This window comes from Dyadobacter sp. SG02 (assembly GCF_900109045.1).
Classification (GTDB): domain Bacteria; phylum Bacteroidota; class Bacteroidia; order Cytophagales; family Spirosomataceae; genus Dyadobacter.
Window position 1 is genome coordinate 163,012 of sequence record NZ_FNYL01000011.1, and the last position, 18,070, is coordinate 181,081.

The window sequence follows — 18,070 nt, forward strand, 5'->3', positions numbered from 1 at the left end:
CATGACCGACTTCATAGCCGCCAGATCCCAAATGGCCCTTTCGCTGGGGTTTCACATCATATTTTCCTGTATCGGAATGGTCATGCCGTTCTTTATGGCAGTTGCCCATTACTACTATCTCAAAACCGGCCAGACCGTCTATAAAAACGTTACGAAAGCTTGGAGCAAAGGTGTTGCAATCTTTTTCGCTACCGGCGCCGTGTCGGGTACGGTGTTGTCGTTCGAGCTCGGGCTTCTATGGCCGGAGTTTATGAAACATGCGGGGCCTATTTTCGGAATGCCGTTTTCTCTTGAAGGAACGGCATTTTTTATTGAAGCGATCGCGCTCGGCTTTTTCCTCTACGGCTGGGACCGGTTCAATCCGTGGTTTCACTGGTTCACGGGCGTGGTCGTGGGCGTAAGCGGGCTCGCTTCGGGCATACTCGTGGTCGCGGCCAACGCATGGATGAACAGCCCGGCAGGTTTTGAATACATTAATGGACAATACCTGAATATCGACCCCATTGCCGCGATGTTCAACGAGGCGTGGTTCTCACAGGCATTGCATATGACGATCGCCGCATTCGCCGCCACGGGCTTCGCGGTAGCAGGCGTACACGCGCTCATGATCCTGCGCGGGAGCAATGTGCTTTTTCATACCAAATCCTTTACGATCGCGGCCGTATTCGGCTGCGTCGCGGCATTGGTGCAGCCGTTGAGCGGGGATATTTCCGCCAAAGACGTCGCTATCCGCCAACCGGCCAAGCTGGCGGCGATGGAAGCACATTTTCACACCGAAAAATCCGCGTCGCTGCTGGTAGGCGGTATTCCAAATGAAGAAAAGAAGGAGGTCGATTTTGCGATTAAGCTACCGGGCTTTCTCAGCTTTCTGGCGCATGGCGATTTCAAATCCGAAGTGACCGGCCTCGATCGTATTCCGGAAGAAAACCATCCGCCCGTTGCGATAACGCATTATGCATTCCAGATCATGGTCGGGATGGGCATGGCGATGATGCTGGTTTCGGTGCTCTATTTTGCCGCATTGTGGAAGAAGCGAAAATGGCTGCAAGAGCCCTGGCTGCTGAAAATCTTTGCATTGGCCACGCCGCTGGGTTTTATCGCCGTCGAAGCCGGCTGGACCGTCACCGAAGTAGGCCGCCAGCCGTGGATCATCTACGGCATCATGCGCACCGCCGACGCCGTAACCCCCATGCCCGGCATAGCCTACTCGTTTTACCTGTTCACAGCCATCTACGTCTCACTAGCCGCATTTGTGGTGTTCATGCTTTACCGGCAGATACGGATGGTTGGGGAATTGTACGATATTGATTGAATGATTGAATGATTGAATGAGTGAATGAGTGAATGAGTGAATGACTGAATGACTGAATGACTGAATGACTGAATGACTGAATGACTGAATGACTGAATGACTGAATAGATTAGGTCAGAAGTTGCGAAATTTTCAATATTAAGTTAAACCACTCATGACTAATCTTGACAAGACCTGACAATTCACTCATTCACTCATTCACTCATTCACTCATTCACTCATTCACTCATTCAAAATTCACTCATTCAAAATTCATTCATTCCCCATTCCACGGCGGCTCATTCAATCATTAAATCATTAAAAATGCTCTACATCGTCATCACCTACCTCTGGGCGTCGATTTTGCTTTACCTGCTGCTGGGCGGGGCGGATTTTGGCGCGGGGATTATCGAGCTTTTTACTTCGCAGAAGAACAAGCAGGTTACCCGTAAAACGCTTTATTCGGCCATAGGGCCTATCTGGGAAGCGAACCATATGTGGCTGATCATCGCCATTGTGATCCTGTTCGTCGGTTTTCCCATTATTTACTCCACCATGTCGGTGAACCTGCACATTCCGCTGACCGTCATGCTGATCGGCATTATCGCGCGCGGTACTGCATTTACATTCAGGCACTACGACGCCGTCGTGGACGATATGCAGCATTTGTACAATACCATTTTCGCAGTTTCCAGCTTCACCACGCCTCTTTTCCTGGGCATTATCGCCGGCAGCGCGGTTTCCGGGCATATCGATCCGCAGGCGGGTACATTTGCCGATGCGTACATTTTCAGCTGGCTGCATTGGTTTTCGGTGACGGTAGGGTTGTTCACGGTATCGATTTGCGGCTTTCTGGCGTCGGTATACCTCATTGGCGAAACCGAAGTCGAGCACGAAAGGCTGCGCTTTGCGCATAAGGCACAATTTTTCAATATCGCCGCGGTTATCTGTGGCGCGTTGGTTTTCGCCGCTGCCTGGTATGAGCACATTCCGCTGTTCGACTGGGTTTTCGGCAACTGGACGGGCCGCATTGCCATCCTTTCGGCTACGCTCTCGCTGATCTGGATGTGGGCCTTGCTCTACCAGGGCAAGATCGGACTGCTGCGGCCGCTGGCTGGTTTTCAGGTGACGATGATCCTGCTCACCACTACTTTCAAACACTTTCCCAACATCGTCATTCTGAAAGACGGCGGGTATCTGTCACTTACCGAACACGCCGGTCAGGAAAAAACGATCGAGGCACTCGCCTGGGCATTGCTGCTGGGCAGCATCCTGATACTACCGGCGCTTTTTTACCTGATTTACAGTTTCCAGAAAAAACCGCTCGGCTACGAAGGCCAGACGCATTAATATATCATCTCAAAAAGCGCGCAAAATCGGGCCCGTTCGGGCTCGTATTCCTTTCAATAATCATTTGGTACCATACGGACATTGGAATAGGTGCGGTTGTGCCCGTTATCATACTTTGTGAAAAAATCGCAGCCGGGTGAGCTGCATTCACAAGATCTTTAACGCCATACCCACTATGATAAAAGCGCTGATCATCGACGACGAGCCAAGGGCCCGCAATGTTTTGCACCAACTTATCATCACTTACGTACCCGACATCTCGGAGGTACGGACGGCCGCATCCGTGGAAGAGGCTCAGGGTGTGCTGGAATTCTACCATCCCGACCTCGTGTTTCTCGACATAGAAATGCCACACCAGAACGGGTTCGATTTTTTACAGCTTCCCAATATTCCCGACTTCGATGTGATTTTCATCACGGCACACAACAGCTACGCCATCCAGGCGATCCGGTTCAGTGCGCTGGATTACCTGCTGAAACCCATTGATCCTATTGATTTGCAGGAAGCCGTGAAGCGGCATTACACGAAAAGTGAAAGCTTCCGGCAACGCAAAATGCTCTTCGATAATCTCGCGGCCAATATCGACAAACGGGATATCAAGGATTTCCGGCTGGCCGTACCTTCGAGCGAGGGCGTTTTCTTTTTTATGGTGCATGAAATCCTCCGCCTCGAAGCCGACCGCAACTACACGATCATGCACCTGATCAACAAACGGCCTTTCGTGGCGAGCAAAACGCTGAAACATTTCGAGGATATGCTGGCCAAGTTCCGGTTCGTGCGGACGCATAAGTCACATCTGGTCAACCTCGACCATATTATCCGGATCAGCAACAACAACGAATTCATCATCCTCTCCGACGGCTCGCGCATCGAGGTCTCACGCCGGAAAAAAGACGAAGTCCAGCGGCAACTGAATATCTGACAACCAGCCTTTGCAAAACAATGTATCGGAATGTTTATGGGGCGAAGCAGCATTTCCCCGTAAAAAAATATAATTCCTTTGCATTGTTTTGTTTTACTTTACAGCCGTTCCTGATTTATAATACTTAACCTTTATGACCGATCGTAAGACGCGGCTGGCTGTCATCCTCATCACGTCACTGTTTTTTCTCTGGGGCTTTGCCCTCAATCTCAACCCGATCCTGATCCCGCATTTAAAGAAAGCCTGTCAGCTCAGCGACTTTCAATCGGCGCTGATCGACTCCGCTTCCTACATCGCTTACTTCCTCATCGCATTGCCCGCCGGGCTTTTCATGAAAAAGTATGGGTACAAGGCCGGTATCGCCTTTGGATTACTGCTTTTTGCCGCTGGCTCATTCTTATTTTACCCCGCAGCCGAAATGCGGCATTTCGGATTCTTCCTGTTCGCATTGTTTGTGATCGCCAGCGGATTGACGATGCTCGAAACCGCGGCTAACCCGTACATTACCGTGTTGGGCGATGCCGATTCCGCAACGCAACGGCTCAATTTTGCGCAGTCATTCAATGGCCTCGCGGCATTTCTGGCGCCATTAATGGGTGGAAAATTCATTCTTTCGGGCAAAACGCTCAGCGAGGCCGAGCATCAGGCCATGTCGCCCGACCAGCTAAATGCCTACCTGAACGAAGAAGCATCGTCCGTGCAAATTCCATTTATACTGATCGGTCTGGTCGTATTGCTCGTCGCGGTGATGATCTGGCGGACTGCGTTACCTGAAATCAAGGAGGAACAAGAAGTGGAACAAAAGCCGGCCGGCTCGATCTGGGGCGAAAAAAACCTGATTCTCGGTACCACGGCGCAATTCTTTTATGTAGGCGCGCAGGTGTGCATTAGCAGCTTTTTCATCCGTTTCGCTGATCATGTGGCTGGTATCGATGAAAAAACGGCGGCATATCTGCTTTCCGGCGCATTGCTGGCATTCATGATCGGCCGGTTTATAGGTACCTATCTGATGCGTTTCGTGGCGCCGCCGCGTTTGCTGGCTATTTACAGCGTCGCCAATATCGTTCTGCTCATTATCGCGGTACTTACCGACGGCATGTTCTCGGTTTACGCGCTGGTGGGTGTCGAATTCTTCATGTCGATCATGTTCCCGACAATTTTCGCACTGAGTATCCGCGGCCTGGGTGAGAAAACTAAAATCGGTTCGTCGCTTGTCATTATGTCCATCGTCGGCGGCGCTTTTTTCCCGGTGATTATGGGGCAAGTATCGGATATTTCGTCCATTCAAACGGCTTATATAGTCCCTGCGGTGTGTTTCCTCGTAGTACTATACTTCGCAATCCGTAACAGTTCGGTGAAGAGCGTGACGCTAGGCACTTCTCATTAATAGTTAAGCAATTCATTTATAAGTTTTTATATTAATACTAATGGATTTAAAACTTCAAAATAAAGTGGTCATCGTGACCGGCGGGGCCAAAGGCATTGGCGAGGGCATCGTGCAGGTGCTGGCATCCGAAGGCGCGATCCCGGTGATCGTCGGCAGAAATGCGGAAGACAACCAGAAAGTAGTAGACGCGCTGACGGCGCAGGGCAAAGAGGCTTTTCAGGTAGCTGCCGAGCTTACGCAGCCGGAAGCATCGGAAAAAGCGGTGAAAGCGGTTCTGGAAAAATATGGCCGGATCGACGGTCTGGTCAATAATGCAGGTGTTAATGATGGTGTGGGGCTTGAAAACGGCAGTTATGAAGGTTTTATCGCTTCTTTGCACAAGAACGTCGTGCATTACTATCTGATGGCGCATTATGCATTGCCGGCTTTGAAGGCTTCCAAGGGTTCTATCGTCAATATAAGTTCCAAAACTGCGGATACAGGTCAGGGCGGAACGTCGGCATATGCCGCGTCCAACGGCGGTCGCAATGCGCTGACGCGCGAATGGGCGGTGGAATTGCTGAAATACGGAATCCGCGTGAACTCGGTGATCGTAGCCGAATGCTGGACGCCGCTGTACGAAAAATGGATCGAAACGTTGCCTAATCCGCAGGAGAAACTAGCGGCCATCACGGCGAATATCCCATTGGAAAACCGCATGACAACTGCCGAGGAAATCGCGAATATGACCGTTTTCCTGCTTTCGGAAACATCCAGCCACACTACCGGACAGCTCATTTACGTCGACGGCGGCTACGTCCACCTCGACCGCGCGCTAGCCAATTCCTAATCTATCCATGGAAATACTCGTCTGTACCACACCCGGCTCGTTTTCTTACGAAGAGGCAGAGGCTCCCGTAGCGGCGCCCGGGCATAGCATATTGAAAATCAAAAGAATAGGCATTTGCGGAACCGACTTGCACGCCTACGAGGGAACGCAGCCTTTCTTTAACTATCCGAGAATCCTCGGCCACGAACTGGCCGGCGAAATCGTCGAAACGGACGCGCCCGGTTTTGTCAAAGGCGAGGCCGTCACATTTGTCCCTTATTTCAACTGCGGCAAATGCGTGGCCTGCCGCAATGGCAAGCCCAATTGCTGCACCAGCCTGAAAGTCTCCGGCGTGCATATCGACGGCGGGATGGCGGAGTACCTCTCCGTCCCCTCCTACTCGCTCGTGCACGGCGACGGCCTGAGCTTCGACGAACTCGCGCTCGTGGAGCCGCTCGCGATAGGCGCGCATGGCGTACGACGCGCGGACGTGCGTAAGGACGAATTCGTGCTCGTCGTCGGTGCGGGGCCTATCGGACTGGGTACCATGGAATTTGCACGCATTGCCGGCGGAAAGGTGATCGCATTGGATATCAACGACCAGCGCCTGGCATTCTGCCGCGAGCGCATCGGCGTGGAGCATACCGTGAACGGGCTGACCGAAAACGTGGCCGAACGCCTCACCGAGATCACAAATGGCGATATGCCGACCGTAGTGATCGACGCGACCGGCAATTTACGCGCCATTAACACCGCATTCGCTTACCTGGCCCACGGCGGCAAATATGTACTCGTCGGCCTTCAAAAGGGCGAAATCGCATTCAGCCATCCCGAATTCCACAAGCGCGAGGCGACATTAATGAGCAGCCGAAACGCCACCCGCGCCGATTTCGAGCACGTGATCCACAGCATGAAAAATGGGTTGGTAGATCCGAAAACATACATTACCCACCGCGTGGCATTTAGCCAGGTGAAGAATGAGTTCGAAAGCTGGCTCGACCCGGCTAACGGGGTGATTAAGGCGATGGTGGAGCTGGATTAGTCAGGTGTGCAGTCCTCGATGATCAATCGTCTCAATTCGTCTTCTTGTAATTCAAAATCGCCCAACCATTCAGTACCGCAGCCATTAGCGATACTATTCCTACATGAGGGAGAACGTCGGCGAAGCTGCTGCCTTTGAGCATGACCATTCGCATGACCTCGATCATGTAACGCACCGGGTTGACGCGCGTGATCATTTTTGCCCAGTCGGGCATGCTGTCGATCGATGTAAACAGACCGCCCAGCAGTATGAACAACATCATGAAAAAGAACATGATAAACATGGCCTGCTGCTGGGTGTCACAAAACGTCGATACCAGCAAGCCAAAGCCCAAAACGGCCAGCAAATACACCGAAATGAATGCATAGAGCGTCAGCAAACTTCCTACCGGCACGATTCCGTATACAAACCGCGCTACCAGCAGGCCTATTGTGAAAACGATATTGGCCAAAACCCAGAACGGGATCAGTTTACCCAAAATAAAAATGTGTTTCTTGATAGGCGTCACGTTGATCTGCTCGATCGTTCCTATCTCCTTTTCCCGCACAATATTTAACGCGGATAAGAACCCACCGACCATCGTAACGAGGATCGCAAGAATGCCCGGAACGATAAATACCTTGTAATTCAAAACCGGGTTGAACCAGTTGGAACCCACGACGTCGATCACCGGAAACTGGCTGAACCGCGGTGGCGTGACGAGTTGCATACGGATATCCGCATTGAAATCCCCGATAATGCTCCCGAGATAGGAACCTCCCAGGCTCGCTTTTGTGCCGTTGATCGCATTCACCGCTATGAAGAGCTTTTCCTCGTCTTCGCGGATCAGTCTTTTTTCAAAATCGTGGGGAATTTCCAGTATCAGATCCGCCTTATCGGACTCGATCAGGCCGAATGCTTCTTTAAATGATGCATTGTAGCCCGTGAGCCGGAAGTAACCGGACGCCACGATTTTGGAAATCAGTTTTCGGGAATACGGCGATTTGTCGTGATCGACTACCGATAAATTGATATTCCTCACCTCGTAATCCGCAGCGAGCGGCATGAGTATCAGCTGCACCATCGGCATGAAAAAAATCATCGCCACAATGGCCTTATCCCTGAAAATCTGCCGGAATTCTTTGCGTAACAAAAATCGTAATGTCCTCATTGCAAACGGATTTTAAAGCTTTTCAAACTCACCAGCAGCAGAAACACGGTCATACCGAGCAGAATCAGCGTTTCTTTCCAAAGCGACGCAATCCCTAACCCCTTGATCATGATCGATTTGACGATAATGTAAAACCATTTGGAAGGAACGATGTTCGAAATGATCTGCAACGGCACGGGCATATTCTCGATCGGGAACAGGAAGCCGCTGAACATCATCGTCGGCAGCAGCATACCCATCAGCGAAATGAGCATCGCGATCTGCTGCGTATCGGTTTTAATGGAGATAAAAATACCCAGCGCCAGACAGGTGATGATAAACAAGGTACTCTCCGCGAACAGCAGCGCTACGCTCCCTTTCACAGGCAAATCCAGCACAAAAACGCTCAGCAGCAAGATCGCAACCACATTCACCAGCGATAATGCGAGGTAGGGAAATGCCTTGGCAAAAATCACCAGCACGGGTTTAAATGGCGATACGAGCAAGATTTCCATGGTACCGGTTTCCTTCTCACGCACAATGGAAATAGCGGTCATCATCACCGAAACCAGCAGCAGCACCAACGCCATCACGCCCGGCACGAAACCGTGCGCGCCTTTCAGTTGCGGGTTGTAGAGCATGCGTACCTCGGGTGTGATGCGGTAAGGTATTTCCAGGTTTTGGTTGATCTGGTTCTGGTAATCCATGACGATGGACGACAAGTAATTAGTGATCATATTCGCCGTATTCACGTCGCTGGCGTCGGTAATGATCTGGATTTGCGCTTTATTATGGTGTAGCAAATCCCCATTAAAATTGGCAGGAAACACCACCACCGCCTTGATTTTACCCTTCTGAAACGTGCCCAATATCTCCTTATGGGTAAATGCGGCCTGCCGTATATTGAAATACCTGCTCGAACCGATCTTCGTCAACAGCTCCTGAGAGGCATTGTCTTTGGCATAGTCCACCACTAGTATTTCGGAATCTTTCACCTCGTTGGTCAATGCAAAACCGAAGATCAATATCTGCGCGATGGGCATTCCAAAGAGGATCAGTAGTGTGCGACGGTCTCGCAGCACGTGGTAAAATTCCTTTCTGACAAATGCGAGAAATTGTTTCATAGCTAGTCCCCTCTTTTGGCGCCGCGCGCGAGTTGGTAAAACACTTCGTCCATCGACCGCGCGTGAAAGCTGTTTTTCAGGTTCGTCGGCGTGTCGAGCACCTCCATTTTGCCATCCACCATAATGGATATACGGTTGCAATACTCGGCCTCGTCCATGTAATGCGTGGTCACGAACACGGTAATGCCGCTGTCGGCCGCTTCGTAGATCATGTCCCAGAACTGCCGCCGCGTCACCGGGTCAACGCCACCCGTAGGCTCGTCAAGGAACACGATTTTAGGCTCGTGCAGCACCGCCACCGAGAAGGAGAGCTTCTGTTTCCAGCCCAGCGGCAGGGAAGCCACCAGCTTGTTTGCCTCGGTTTTCAAACCCAACCTTTGAAGCAATTCCTCCGTTTTGGATTTAATGCGCTCGTCGGAAAGACCGTAAATGCCTCCGAAGAACTCGATATTTTCCCTCACCGTGAGGTTCTCATAAAGCGAAAACTTCTGGCTCATGTAGCCGATGTTCTTCTTGATTTGTTCCGTTTGGGTGTACACATCGTAACCCGCAATGGTCGCCTTGCCCGAACTGGGCGAAGAAAGGCCACAGAGCATGCGCATGGCGGTGGTTTTGCCGGCGCCGTTGGCACCCAGGAAGCCGAAAATCTCCCCTTTGTGTACGTCAAACGTAATTTCGTTGGTCGCTATAAAGTCTCCGAAGCGCTTCGTAAGCTTCTCGCAGACTATCACTTTATCGTCCTGCATCATGGCTGTGACGTTTTTTTAATGTAGTAATTTGATAAATGAATCCTCGATCGTCACCTCGGCGTCCTTCACCTCCACGTCCGTGAGCCCATGCTCCCGCAGGTACGCCTGCAATGCGTGCGTATCCGCGTCGCGGAACGTAGCGTGCGCGTATTCGCCGAATGCGTAGCTGTTCAGAATGTCGGGATGGCCTTCCAGCACTTTCAGCAGCCGGTACATTTCGTTGGCTTTAATGGCCAGCAACCGGTCGGGATAGGCGTTTATAATATTCTGCGGGGTGTCGATCGATAGTATTTTGCCGCCCTGGATCAATGCGATGCGGTCGCAAAGCGAAGCTTCGTCCATGTAAGGCGTCGAAACGAGTATGGTAATGTTTTGTTCTTTCAACCTTGCGAGCATTTCCCAAAATTCCTTCCGCGAGACGGGGTCCACGCCGGTAGTCGGTTCGTCGAGAAACAATGTGGTCGGTTTGTGGATCAATGCGCAGCACAATGCAAGTTTCTGCTTCATTCCGCCGGAGAGCTTGCCCGCCCGCCGGTTTTTGAACGGCTCGATCTGCACGTAAATGTCTTTGATCAAATGGTAGTTTTCCTCGATCGTCGTACCGAAAACGGTGGCAAAAAAGTGCAGGTTCTCTTCAATGGTAAGGTCCTGGTAGAGCGAAAACTTGCCGGGCATATACCCTACCGAGCTCCGTATCTGCCTGAAATCCTTCACGATATCATGCCCGTCGACGCTTGCTGAGCCGCCATCCGGCAGGAGCAGCGTAGTCAGCATGCGGAAAATGCTGGTCTTGCCCGCACCATCCGGACCTATCAACCCGAAAAGCTCGCCCCGGCTGACGGAAAACGACACATCGTCTACCGCCACAGTCTTTTCTTTTCCGTAGGTTTTAACCAGGTTTTTGACAACAACGGCTTCCATTATTTCAATGCTACTTCTCCGTACATCCCTATTTTCAGGTACCCGTCATTCTTCACCCTGATCTTCACAGCGTAAACAAGGTTGGCGCGTTCGTCCTTCGTCTGGATGGTTTTCGGGGTAAACTCCGCCTTGTTGCTGATCCACTCGATCGTGCCCGGCAACTGGCGATATTGGCCGTCGGCGCTGTCTACGAGCACCTTTACCTGCTGGTTCAGTTTAATGCCCGTCAACTGATCGCCGGTTACGTAGGCGCGCAAGATGATCGTTGAGAGGTCAGCGATTTTGTACAACGGCTTTCCGGCCGCTGCCATCTCGTTCGCTTCCGCATATTTGGTCAGCACGGTACCATTCACTTCGTTGACGATTTTCGACTTGGCGAGCTGATCATCAATCTGCTCAATCTGCGCAACTAACGGCAGCACATCTGCCCGCAAGCCGGAGGTTTGCGTTTTCAAAACCGAGGTTTGCGCCGCATCCTGTTTACGGATCACATCCAGCTGCTTTTGCATTTCTTCCACCTGCGCATTGATGTCGTCGAGCTGCTTGGGCGTCGCCGCGTCGGCTTTCAGCAGGTTTTGAACGCGTTTCTGCTCGTGGAGCAGGTTATCGAGGCGAACTTGCGAAACAGCGATCTGTTGTTTGTAGACATTTGTCTGTGCTACGATGTCCGGTACCCGGCTGCCGGTAGCCCTGATCTGCGCTTCGAGCTGCTTTTTGCGCAGTGACAATTGCAGGCTATCGATGTAACCCACCGTCTGCTCCGCTTTCAGCTGCTGGCCTTCTTCCAGGTTCAGCTCCATAATACGGCCGGTCGCCTCTGCGGATACAATCGTTTCCACGGCTTCAAAAGTACCGGAAGCGTCGTAAGGGTTCTCTTTTCCGTTGCAAGCCGCCATCGCCGCGGCCAGTATGATCAAGTAAGAATATGTTTTCATGTCTTGTAATTATTTGCTTATTCAATATTGGTTCCCAGGGTGTTATCGAGGTTGTATTGCGACATCAGCAGCTGAATGCCGTGCATGATTTTGTTCTGCCGCGCCTGGTCTTCGGCATTCACTTCTCGCAGGAAATCGTTCGTATTGATCACCCCATTTTCGAGTTGCGCTGCCGCTGTGGTTTTAATGCTTTCACGGAGGGTAATAATCTCGTCATCAGTGCTCAGCAGTTGGGTAAAACGGCCCAGTTCGGCATTCTGCTGCCTGGCTGTGAGGTTGGTATTGAAGAGAAATGTTTCCTTTTGCAGCTGAATAGCGTCCCGGCTGTTCCGTATCAGTTCGCGATCTTTCTTAATGGTATACAGCCCCGAAAGTGACCAGTTGAGCCGCACACCCGTCATGTAATAGGTATCGAAGCCATTGTTGAGAATATTCAATGCGGGCCGGCCATAACCTCCCTGGAAGAAAAAGTTGAGTTTCGGGCGGTTACGCACGTCCAGCAGCTGCGATTGCACATCCAGGCTGCGGTTTTGAGCTTCGTAGAGCCTGAGTTCCGGCCGGTTGACATCGCCGCCTCCGACCAGATTGGCAGGCCGTTCCAGCACCGCCAGCTCGCCCATCGGCTGGCCTGTCAGCAATCCCAGCATTTCCAGGTAGGCTTTGCGGCTGGCATTCAGGTCGATGGTACGCTGGTCGGCTTTAAGCAGTTCCGCTTTCAACGTATTTGCATTACTTTTGAATGCGGTCCCGTTGTCGATGAGTGCCTGTACCTTTTTAATGCCCAGGTTGATGTCCTTTTTCAGCAAGTCGTTCTGTTTCAGTTGTTCATCCAGCATTAATATACCGAAAAACAGTTGGTTCACCCGCTCGTTCAGCTTGTACAATTCCACTTCCAGCTTCTGCGTCTCCACCTGCGCATTCGCTTCGTGCGAGCGTACCTGTGTGCGGATGTTGCCGCCGTCGTAGATCGTCTGGTTCACTTCGCCGTAAACCTTGTACTGATCCTTACTAATGCTCGGAAACTCCACGCCGGGGATCGCGACAGGCAATTTAAACTCCGTCACCGCCGACTGATAGGTTGCCTGCCCCTGCACGGAGAACTGCGGCAAATAGCCCTTGGCGGCATTGCTTACGGAGTAATCGCGTGTCTTTTCTATCAAACCCTGCTGCCGGATCATGGGGTAGTTTTTCCGGGCGAGCTGGTAAGCCTCCCGGATCGTCAGCGGCTTGTCCTGCGCCTGCAAATGCGTGACAGCTAATGCCAGACAGCCGGTCAGAATAATCGTTTTAAGTTCATTAATCATTTTGTTTATTCGTTTTATTTAATCATTTGATTAATATATGGGTTAAAAAAATGGAGGTCTAACCTCCGCATATGCGCCCCGAGCCTGTTAGCCGTGGTCCAGCATGAGTTTCATCCAGACCGGAATGAGTTTTTTACGTTGCACCATCATTTGTCGGTAGAAATCCTCGCTTCCTAAAATCGGCTGCAACACGGGTTTCGCCACGAACGGGAACAGGTTCATTCCGAGCAGGTTAATAATGAAATGCAATGGATTAATATCGCTCCTCCGTTCCATCAGCTGCTTCACAAAAGCCGATTCCTTTAAAATCTTCGGTGCCTGTACGCGGTTGGCCAATTGCTCCGGATTGCTGCGTATTTCGCTCAGCACGAAAATCGGAAGGTCCGGATGTTCAAGGAGCATATCGACGTAGTTTTCCGTGATCTTTTCCAGTTTTTCATCCAATGTCGTCGACGCGTCGTTCAGGATCGGCGCCAGGACACCGAACAACTTTTCGATCCGCTCGGCCATCACGATCTGGAAAAGCTTCTCTTTACTGCGAAAATAGTAGTTCAGCAATGCCAGATTAATGCCCGCTTCTTCGGCAATATCCCTTGTACGCGCATTGCCATATCCTTTCTTGGTAAATACAATGCTCGCCGCCTCCTTGATCTTCTCCTCGGTGCTCAGGTCCAACTCCGCCTTTTTCACTTTCGCCATCGTCCGTTTTCAGTTTGATGCGTCAAAGGTAAATGTGTTTTTTAATTTAACCAAATTATTTAATCAAATGATTAATTTCTGCATGTCACGTTGCGGTCGTCGTGGCGTCGGCAATTCTTGCGGTGCCTTCTACAATTCTTGCGGTGCGCTGCACCTTGATTGTTGTAAATCATCATTGTCTACAATTCTTGTGGTGCTTTCTACAATTCTTGCGGTGCGCTGTACCTTGATTGTTGCAAATCGTTATTGTCTACAATTCTTGCGGTGCCTTCTACAATTCTTGCGGTGCGCGGCACCTTGATTGTTGTAAATCATTATTGTCTACAATTCTTGCGGTGCCTTCTACAATTCTTGCGGTGCGCGGCACCATGGTTATTGTAAATCATCATTGTCTACAATTCTTTCGGCGCTCTGCACCTTGACGTAAGGCGCAGAGCGCCGAAAGAATTGTAGAAATCGTTTGCAGCATTCAGACACATCGTTCCAACCATGGAATTGCTAACGTGCAATCTGCAAAGGGAATGGCGGTTGGGGGTTAAACACCTTCCCACGCCATTCCTGCCGCTCCAACGGCCAATACTTTTCGTTTTCCAACCCAAAACATCTTGAAATATTAATTACCCTCGTAATTTTGCGGTTGCTTTGGCCTGAACTAACATTCAAAGCACTTGAATAGGAACTGTTTTCATGAAGAAAATCCGTAATTTTTGCATTATTGCCCATATTGACCACGGGAAAAGCACCCTGGCGGACCGTCTGCTGGAATTTACCAAAACTGTAAGCCAGCGCGAAATGCAGGCGCAGCTGCTGGACAATATGGACCTGGAACGCGAACGAGGCATCACGATCAAGAGCCACGCGATCCAGATGAATTATGTTTATCAAGGAGAAGAATATATACTGAACCTGATCGACACCCCGGGCCACGTCGACTTTTCGTACGAGGTTTCCCGCTCGATCGCCGCCTGCGAAGGTGCATTGCTGCTCGTGGACGCGTCACAGGGAACCGAGGCGCAGACGATCTCCAACCTCTACCTGGCGATCAACCACGACCTCGTAATCATCCCTGTCCTGAACAAAATCGACCTTCCCGGTGCTATGCCCGAGGAAATCAAGGATGAAATGGTAGACCTGCTCGGCTGTGAACGTGCAGACATCATTCCTGCCAGCGGTAAGGAAGGCATCGGTATCGAGAACATCCTGAATGCAATCGTGGAGCGTATCCCTGCGCCTGTGGGCGATCCGGAAGGCCCGTTGCAAGCATTGATCTTCGACTCGGTATTCAACTCGTACCGCGGTATCGAGGTAATCTTCCGTGTGAAAAACGGCAGCATTAAAAAGGGCGACAAGGTGAAGTTCATGGCGACCGGCAAGGAATATATCGCCGACGAAATCGGTACGCTCGGTTTGCAACAAATCCCCAAGCAAGTGGTAGAATGCGGCGACGTAGGTTATCTGATTTCAGGTATCAAAGTGGCCAAGGAAGTAAAGGTGGGTGACACTTTTACGCATATTGACCGTCCGGCAACGGAAGCGATTGTAGGTTTCTCGGAAGTAAAGCCAATGGTATTCGCCGGTATTTACCCGGTGGACACCAGCGAGTTCGAAGAGCTTCGTGAGGCAATGGAAAAATTGCAGCTGAACGACGCGGCGCTGGTTTGGGAACCGGAAACTTCGGCGGCCCTTGGTTTCGGTTTCCGTTGCGGCTTCCTGGGAATGCTCCACATGGAAATCGTGCAGGAGCGTCTGGAACGGGAGTTCGACATGACGGTAATCACCACCGTACCTTCGGTGCAGTTCCGTGTATTGACCACTAAAGACAAGCTATTGAATATCAGCGCGCCGTCGGAAATGCCGGAGCCTAACCATATCAAATACATCGAGGAGCCGTACATCAATGCGCAGATCATCACTAAATCGGATTATATCGGCCCGATCCTGAACTTGTGTATGGATAAACGCGGTGTGCTTAAAAATCAGATTTACCTCACCGCCGAGCGCGTGGAGCTGCAATTCCTTATCCCGCTAGCCGAGGTTGTCTTCGATTTCTTCGATAAACTCAAAACAATATCAAGAGGTTACGCCTCGCTCGACTACGAATTGGCAGGTTACCAGGAGTCGGACATGGTGAAGCTGGACGTGATGTTGAACGGGGAGGCGGTGGACGCATTGTCGGCCATCGTACACCGCTCGAAATCCTACGAATGGGGAAAGAAATTGTGTGAAAAGCTACGCGAACTGATCCCAAGACAGATGTTCGAGATCGCCATCCAGGCGGCCATCGGACAGAAGATCATTGCGCGCGAGACCGTGAAGGCGATGCGGAAGGACGTTCTAGCCAAATGTTATGGCGGTGACATCTCCCGTAAACGCAAACTCCTTGAAAAACAGAAGAAAGGAAAGAAAAGGATGCGTCAGGTCGGCAACGTAGAGATCCCTCAGGAGGCATTTATGGCTGTTTTGAAGATTAACTAATTACCCCGGCGGTTTAGAATTATCCGTAAAAGCAGGTGCGAAGTTGCCCTTTTATTGTAATTTTGACCGAAAGCTAAATTTCGACCAAGAACTAAAAATACCTTAACAAGCGATATGGCAGAAGTAATTCGTATGCCCAAAATGAGCGACACCATGGAAGAGGGTGTTATCGCGGAATGGCACAAAAAAGTAGGTGATAAAATTAAATCCGGTGAAGTGATCGCAGAGGTGGAAACCGACAAAGCGACCATGGACCTGGAATCTTACTGGGACGGTACCCTTCTTTATATCGGCGTGAAAAAAGGCGATGCAGTACCTATCGACGGTATCATGGCGATCGTTGGTTCGGAAGGTGAAGATTACCAATCCTTGCTCGACGGTGCGAGCAATGGCGCTGCTGCCACTCCTGCCGCCGAAGCTCCGAAATCAGAAGCTCCTGCTCCTGCCGAGGCAGCCCCTGCTGTTGAAACCGTCACTCCACAACCTGCTGCGGCAGCCCCCGCTGCGAAACCTGCCGCTTCTACCGAGAAAATCAATGCTGCGGTGGTTCGTATGCCGAAAATGAGCGATACCATGGAAGAAGGAACGCTGGTTTCATGGCAGAAAAAAGTGGGTGATAAAGTAAAATCAGGTGATATCCTGGCCGAAGTCGAAACCGACAAGGCTACGATGGAACTCGAAGCATATGAAGACGGTACCCTGCTTTTTGTAGGTATCAAAGAAGGCGAAGCTGTTCCTGTGGACGCTATTATCGCGGTAATCGGCGAGGAAGGTGCGAATGTGGAAGGTCTGCTGGCACGTGAAAACGGCGAAGCACCTGCTGAAACTGCCGCTGCTCCGCAAGCTGCGTCGGGCTCGGCGGCTCCGGCTGTTAACGGTTCTGAGAAAGCCGTTTCGGTAGCAGATTCCAACGAACGCGTAAAAGCGTCTCCATTGGCGAAACGCCTGGCTGACGAAAAAGGCATTAATCTGAGCGAGGTTGCCGGAAGCGGCGATAACGGACGCATCGTGAAACGCGACGTGGACGAGTTCAAACCTGCTGCACAGGCATCGGCCCCTGCGGCTGCTCCGGCAGCTCAGCCTGCATCCGGAGCGGGAACACCTGCCAAGGCGGAAGCTGCGCCTTCTGCGGCTGCCGCACCGGCATCCGGCGATTTCGTAGACACGCCAATCTCGCAGATGCGCAAAACCATCGCGCGCCGCCTGAGCGAGAGCTTGTTCACCGCGCCTCACTTCTACGTGACCATGGAAATCAACATGGACAAGGCTATGGCATTGCGCCCGCAGCTGAACGAAGTGGCCACCGCGAAGATCTCTTTCAACGACATGGTGATCAAAGCTTGCGCAGTGGCGTTGAAGCAACATCCTGCCGTGAACTCCGCATGGCTGGGTGACAAGATCCGTAAATACAATTATGTCAACATCGGTGTAGCCGTGGCAGTGGACGAAGGTTTGCTGGTGCCTGTTATCCGCGAGGCTGACAAGAAAACGCTTTCTGCCATTTCAGGTGAAGTAAAAGACCTGGCCGGCAAAGCGAAAGATAAAAAACTGCAACCGAAAGACTGGGAAGGCAACACATTCTCGGTGTCGAACCTCGGCATGTTCGGTGTAGACGAATTCACCGCGATCATCAACCCGCCGGATTCCTGTATCCTGGCGATCGGTGCGATCAAGAAAGTGGCTGCTTTCAAGGAAGATGGAACGGTTTACCCGACCAACATCATGAAAGTAACGCTTTCAGCCGACCACCGCGTGGTAGACGGCGCGACGGCTGCCCAGTTCCTTTTGACAGTGAAGAAACTGTTGGAAGAACCAATGAGCATGCTGGTTTAACCCAAATACAAATGCATGAAAAAGTGTCAGGCCCGCAAGGTCTGGCACTTTTGTTTTCAAAGGGATTTTGTTTCAAAGGCGACTAACATTTGCATTTAAAT

General features: G+C 51.2%; 15 protein-coding genes. 8 read left to right on the forward strand and 7 right to left on the reverse strand.

Annotated features, from left to right (window positions below; translation table 11 throughout):
• Window position 1: 1 nt before the first annotated feature.
• From BMW93_RS24265 to BMW93_RS24290, 6 genes are all read left to right on the forward strand, one after another.
• Window positions 2–1,312, forward strand: a complete 1,311-nt coding sequence (locus tag BMW93_RS24265) for a cytochrome ubiquinol oxidase subunit I (RefSeq protein ID WP_090382442.1) — start codon at window positions 2–4, stop codon at window positions 1,310–1,312.
• Between the two features lie 303 nt (window positions 1,313–1,615).
• The gene (locus BMW93_RS24270; RefSeq protein WP_090382445.1) at window positions 1,616–2,641 is read left to right on the forward strand and encodes a cytochrome d ubiquinol oxidase subunit II; all 1,026 of its coding nucleotides are present in this window, start codon (window positions 1,616–1,618) and stop codon (window positions 2,639–2,641) included.
• A 175-nt stretch (window positions 2,642–2,816) separates the two neighbouring features.
• Window positions 2,817–3,563: a LytTR family DNA-binding domain-containing protein gene (locus tag BMW93_RS24275; RefSeq protein ID WP_090382447.1), complete on the forward strand. Its 747-nt coding sequence runs from the start codon at window positions 2,817–2,819 to the stop codon at window positions 3,561–3,563.
• Between the two features lie 133 nt (window positions 3,564–3,696).
• On the forward strand, window positions 3,697–4,950 hold the full coding sequence (gene fucP, locus BMW93_RS24280) for an L-fucose:H+ symporter permease (protein ID WP_090382448.1): 1,254 nt from the start codon (window positions 3,697–3,699) through the stop codon (window positions 4,948–4,950).
• Window positions 4,951–4,990: 40 nt separating this feature from the next.
• Entirely contained in the window at window positions 4,991–5,779 is a 789-nt protein-coding gene (locus BMW93_RS24285) for an SDR family oxidoreductase (RefSeq protein WP_090382451.1), read from the forward strand.
• A 7-nt stretch (window positions 5,780–5,786) separates the two neighbouring features.
• Window positions 5,787–6,800, forward strand: a complete 1,014-nt coding sequence (locus BMW93_RS24290; RefSeq protein WP_090382453.1) for a zinc-binding alcohol dehydrogenase family protein — start codon at window positions 5,787–5,789, stop codon at window positions 6,798–6,800.
• A 31-nt stretch (window positions 6,801–6,831) separates the two neighbouring features.
• Here the strand turns inward: BMW93_RS24290 and BMW93_RS24295 are convergent, their stop codons facing one another.
• The 7 genes from BMW93_RS24295 to BMW93_RS24325 all read right to left on the reverse strand — a co-directional run bounded on the left by BMW93_RS24295 (window position 6,832) and on the right by BMW93_RS24325 (window position 13,661).
• The gene (locus BMW93_RS24295) at window positions 6,832–7,950 is read right to left on the reverse strand and encodes an ABC transporter permease (RefSeq protein ID WP_090382455.1); all 1,119 of its coding nucleotides are present in this window, start codon (window positions 7,948–7,950) and stop codon (window positions 6,832–6,834) included.
• Window positions 7,947–9,053 carry an ABC transporter permease gene (locus BMW93_RS24300; protein WP_090382458.1) on the reverse strand — a complete coding sequence of 369 codons (1,107 nt, stop codon included), beginning with the start codon at window positions 9,051–9,053 and terminating at the stop codon, window positions 7,947–7,949. Before BMW93_RS24300 ends, BMW93_RS24295 begins: the two co-directional genes overlap by 4 nt.
• 2 nt (window positions 9,054–9,055) lie before the next feature.
• Window positions 9,056–9,802 (reverse strand): ABC transporter ATP-binding protein, encoded by a 747-nt coding sequence (locus BMW93_RS24305; RefSeq protein WP_218147731.1) that lies wholly within the window; start codon window positions 9,800–9,802, stop codon window positions 9,056–9,058.
• 15 nt (window positions 9,803–9,817) lie between these two features.
• Window positions 9,818–10,723 carry an ABC transporter ATP-binding protein gene (locus tag BMW93_RS24310; protein WP_090382459.1) on the reverse strand — a complete coding sequence of 302 codons (906 nt, stop codon included), beginning with the start codon at window positions 10,721–10,723 and terminating at the stop codon, window positions 9,818–9,820.
• Complete coding sequence (locus tag BMW93_RS24315; RefSeq protein WP_090382461.1) at window positions 10,723–11,658, reverse strand: HlyD family secretion protein; 936 nt, start codon at window positions 11,656–11,658, stop codon at window positions 10,723–10,725. The genes BMW93_RS24310 and BMW93_RS24315 overlap by 1 nt, the downstream gene beginning before the upstream one ends.
• Before the next feature lie 17 nt (window positions 11,659–11,675).
• A complete protein-coding gene (locus BMW93_RS24320; protein ID WP_090382463.1) occupies window positions 11,676–12,962 on the reverse strand; it encodes a TolC family protein in 1,287 nt (428 codons plus the stop codon).
• 87 nt (window positions 12,963–13,049) lie between these two features.
• A complete protein-coding gene (locus BMW93_RS24325; RefSeq protein ID WP_090382466.1) occupies window positions 13,050–13,661 on the reverse strand; it encodes a TetR/AcrR family transcriptional regulator in 612 nt (203 codons plus the stop codon).
• A gap of 687 nt (window positions 13,662–14,348) precedes the next feature.
• Between BMW93_RS24325 and lepA the strand changes: the two genes are divergently transcribed.
• Both lepA and BMW93_RS24335 read left to right on the forward strand, forming a co-directional pair.
• On the forward strand, window positions 14,349–16,136 hold the full coding sequence (gene lepA / locus BMW93_RS24330) for a translation elongation factor 4 (RefSeq protein WP_090382469.1): 1,788 nt from the start codon (window positions 14,349–14,351) through the stop codon (window positions 16,134–16,136).
• 114 nt (window positions 16,137–16,250) lie between these two features.
• Window positions 16,251–17,969, forward strand: coding sequence for a pyruvate dehydrogenase complex dihydrolipoamide acetyltransferase (locus tag BMW93_RS24335; protein WP_090382471.1), 1,719 nt, complete (start codon window positions 16,251–16,253; stop codon window positions 17,967–17,969).
• Window positions 17,970–18,070: the final 101 nt, after the last annotated feature.